At 66.0% G+C, this 3,354-nt stretch carries 4 protein-coding genes; 1 reads left to right on the top strand and 3 read right to left on the bottom strand.

Annotated elements, in window-relative coordinates; genetic code table 11:
• Together ACQKJZ_RS18715 and ACQKJZ_RS18710 are read right to left on the bottom strand one after the other, a co-directional pair.
• The coding region (locus tag ACQKJZ_RS18715; RefSeq protein WP_427733135.1) for a M2 family metallopeptidase at positions 1 to 1,073 on the bottom strand (1,073 nt) is incomplete at its 3' end.
• Positions 1,074 to 1,149: 76 nt separating this feature from the next.
• Positions 1,150 to 1,911 carry an alpha/beta fold hydrolase gene (locus ACQKJZ_RS18710; RefSeq protein ID WP_427733133.1) on the bottom strand — a complete coding sequence of 254 codons (762 nt, stop codon included), beginning with the start codon at positions 1,909 to 1,911 and terminating at the stop codon, positions 1,150 to 1,152.
• A gap of 229 nt (positions 1,912 to 2,140) precedes the next feature.
• On the opposite strand from ACQKJZ_RS18710, the gene ACQKJZ_RS18705 reads away from it, so the two are divergent.
• Entirely contained in the window at positions 2,141 to 2,782 is a 642-nt protein-coding gene (locus ACQKJZ_RS18705) for a YitT family protein (RefSeq protein WP_427733131.1), read from the top strand.
• A gap of 142 nt (positions 2,783 to 2,924) precedes the next feature.
• Here the strand turns inward: ACQKJZ_RS18705 and ACQKJZ_RS18700 are convergent.
• Positions 2,925 to 3,354, bottom strand: a 430-nt coding sequence (locus tag ACQKJZ_RS18700) for an Asd/ArgC dimerization domain-containing protein (RefSeq protein ID WP_427733129.1), incomplete at its 5' end; no start/stop codon positions are given.

Here is a 3,354-nt window from a genome sequence, read left to right as displayed (position 1 = left end):
ATGTCCCAGGCCGAGGCGTGGCAGATCACCTCGCGATCGGCGGGCTTGGTGATCTGCGACCGCTCCCAGAAGGTCTTGGGCAGCGGCGCGAATCCGAGCGAGGAATAGAAGCCCTCGCCCGCCTTCACCATCTTGATCGGATCATAGCCCTTGGCCTTCAGCAGCTCGCCGGTGTCATATCCGACATCGCCCGCCCCCTTGGGCGCGACGACGTCATAGATATTGCCCCATTCCTGCGCCCACATATTACCCAGCAGGTCGGCGCGGATCGGGCCGCTCTTGGCCTGGACCGCATCGCCATACTTCTCGTTCAGCTTCCAGCGGACATAGGTGTGCAGCGCCTTGTACAGCGGCTCCAACTCACCCCAGATCTTGTCGGTCAGCTGCGCGAACTGTTCGGGGCTCATGTCATAGCCCGAACGCCACAGAGCGCCGGCATCGGCATAGCCGAGTTCCTTGGCGCCCTGATTGGCGAGGGTCGTCATCTGAGCATAATCGGCGCGCATCGGCGCACCGACATTGTCGTGCCAGCTGACCCACATTTCCTTCAAGCGAGCGGGATCGCGCTCGCTGCCCATCGCCGCCTCGATGTCCGATCCGTTGATCGGCTTGCCGTTGAGCAGACCCTTGCCCTTGCCATAGGAGGACGACATGCGCGTCGTCAGCATCGACAGCTGCGCCGACGCACCCGGCGTCGTGGGCGCGGGCAACGTGATCCCGCCGCGCAGCAGGTCGAGCTTGCGCTTGGTGTCATAGGACAGACCCGGCAGCGCCTGATAGCGCGCCGCGCCCAGGCCATAGCGGACGGCCAGATCGGTCATCTCCGCGCCCGACGCGGCGGCGAGCGCATCGGTGTCGTCGGTGATATAGGTCGCGTTGACCCAGGCGATCTGTTGCGCGGGGACCGACTTTTCGGCCAGCGTCTTTTCGGCTTCCGCGACAAAGGCGTCGGCCGAGGTGACGGTGGCCGGCGCCTGCCTGGCTGGCGCGGTGGACGACGTGGTGGTCTGGGCATGGGCTGCACCCGCCAGCACGAAGGCGAGCACGGTGCCGGAAACGGCGGAGCGGATCATCATATCCCCCTAAAATCCTGAATTGCCCTCGAAACGGGGCGGATGGCGCGCAGTTGCGGCGCTTTGATGGTCGCCGTCAAGCGCTCAGGAAGTGTGCGATCGCCGCACCCAGTTCGGGCTTGGTCACCGAACCCATATGGTTGCCCGGAATTTCGACATAGCGCCCGCGCGGCAAGGCATCGGCCAACTCGACCGCCGCGCCATTGTCGAAATCGTCGACGCCCGCGACAACCAGCGCGGGCAGGTCGAACCCCTCGATCGCCGAGAGCGGCGTGTCGGCGAAGGTCTGGAGGATATGAAGCAGCGCCACCGGATCGCCGCCGGTCGTCATCAGGAACGCCTCGGCCATCCATTCGGGGCTGCCGCGCTTGTGCTCGCCCAGCCGGGTCAGGATATTGGTGAAGTGATCGACCCGGCGGTCGGTGTGGAGCAGCCCCTCCAGCCCCATGCCGGCGAAGATCGCCTTACCCGGCTCCGCGCCCGTCGCCAGCATCCGCGAGACGGTACGCGCGCCCAGCGAATAGCCGCCCAGATCATAATCGGTCAGCCCCAAATGCGCGATCAGCGCGTGGCCGTCACGGGTCAACGCGTCCTTGGGATAGGCGGCAAGGTCATGCGGCTTGCCGCTTTCGCCATGCGCGCGAAGGTCGGGCATGATCACCCGATAGCCCTTGGCCGCGATGGCGGCGGCATGGCCGTAGCGGATCCAGTTGGTATAGGCGTCGGAGAAATAGCCGTGGACCAGCACCAGGGCGCGCCCCTCCCCCATCTCGCGCCAGGCGATCGGGGTGCCGTCGAAGCTGTCGAAGAAGCGGGTTTCGGGGGCGGTGTTGGCCAAGGGTTCGGTCTCCGGGAGGCAAGCTGTACGTCAGCCTCCTAATCGGAACGTCCCGAATGTGCACGCGATCATCCTGCCCCCGACCTCGGTTCGGGCTGAATGAAGCCGAAGAGCACGCGCACCGCCCGTCATTTGGCTTGAAGACGGAGTTGCGCTAAAAGCCGCCGCGACTGCCGCCAAGAAGCAGACCGCCAAGGAGCGGATGCCGGACCCATGACCCGGACCCTCGATGACCGCAGCGACCGCTTCCACCACCGACGCCCTGCCCAGCCCGATCGGGCGGCCACACAGCCTGCTCGAAGACGCCTATGCGATCTTCATCGGCTGCGCGCTGCTGATCGTGGGGCTGGTGTTCCTGAAAGCGGCGGGGCTGGTGACGGGCGGGATCGCGGGGGTCGCACTGCTGCTGTCCTATCTGATCCCGCTGCCCGCCGGCGTGCTGTTCACGCTGGTCAACATCCCCTTCTTCCTGTTCGCGCACAAGGTCATGGGCGCGCGGTTCGCGGTGAAGACGGTGCTGGTCAATATCGGCATCGGCGCGGCCTCGGCGATCACCCGCGTCTCGGTGCATGTCGACAGCGTCCATCCGGCCTTCGCCGCGCTGGTCGGCGGCACCGTGATCGGCATGGGCATATTGGCGCTGGCGCGGCATCAGGCGGGCGTGGGCGGCACCGGGGTGATCACCATCTGGCTCTATCGCAAGCGCGGCTGGAACATGGGAATGACGCAGGTCGCGCTCGACGTGTTCATCCTGTCGATGGCGATTCCGGTCGTCTCGGGGCCGCAGATGATCTGGTCGGCGATCAGCGCGGCGGCGATCAGCCTGATCCTCTTCGCGTGGCACCGGCCAGGATTGTATATGGGGCGGTAATGAAATCCTCCCCGGCACGGGGAGGTGGCAGGCCAACGGCCTGACGGAGGGGGGCCTCCACGAAGGTCATCCCTTGTGGAAGCCCCCCCTCCACCACCGCTTCGCGGCGGTCCCCCTCCCCGTTGCCGGGGAGGATCGCGTCTCAACCCTTCTTCAGGTGGCGGCGGCCGAGCAGTTCGGCGATCTGCACCGCGTTGAGCGCGGCGCCTTTCCGCAGGTTATCCGACACGCACCACAGCGACAGGCCGTTATCGACCGTCGAGTCCTCGCGCACGCGGCTGATGAAGGTCGCATAGTCGCCGACGCACTCTACGGGCGTAACGTATCCGCCGTCCTCGCGCTTGTCGATCAGCATGACGCCGGGCGCTTCGCGCAGGATGTCCTGCGCTTCCTGGGCCGAGATCTCGTCCTCGAACTCGATGTTCAGCGCCTCGGAATGGCCGACGAAGACGGGCACGCGCACGCAGGTCGCGGTCACCTTGACCTTGGGGTCGAGGATCTTCTTGGTCTCCGCGACCATCTTCCACTCTTCCTTGGTCGAGCCATCGTCGAGGAAGCTGTCGATGTGCGGG

This window comes from Sphingomonas sp. NPDC019816, from assembly GCF_050274375.1.
Taxonomy (GTDB): Bacteria; Pseudomonadota; Alphaproteobacteria; order Sphingomonadales; family Sphingomonadaceae; genus Sphingomonas.
The sequence above is the reverse complement of the archived record's forward strand: the minus strand, read 5'-3'. Positions and strand labels throughout refer to the sequence as shown.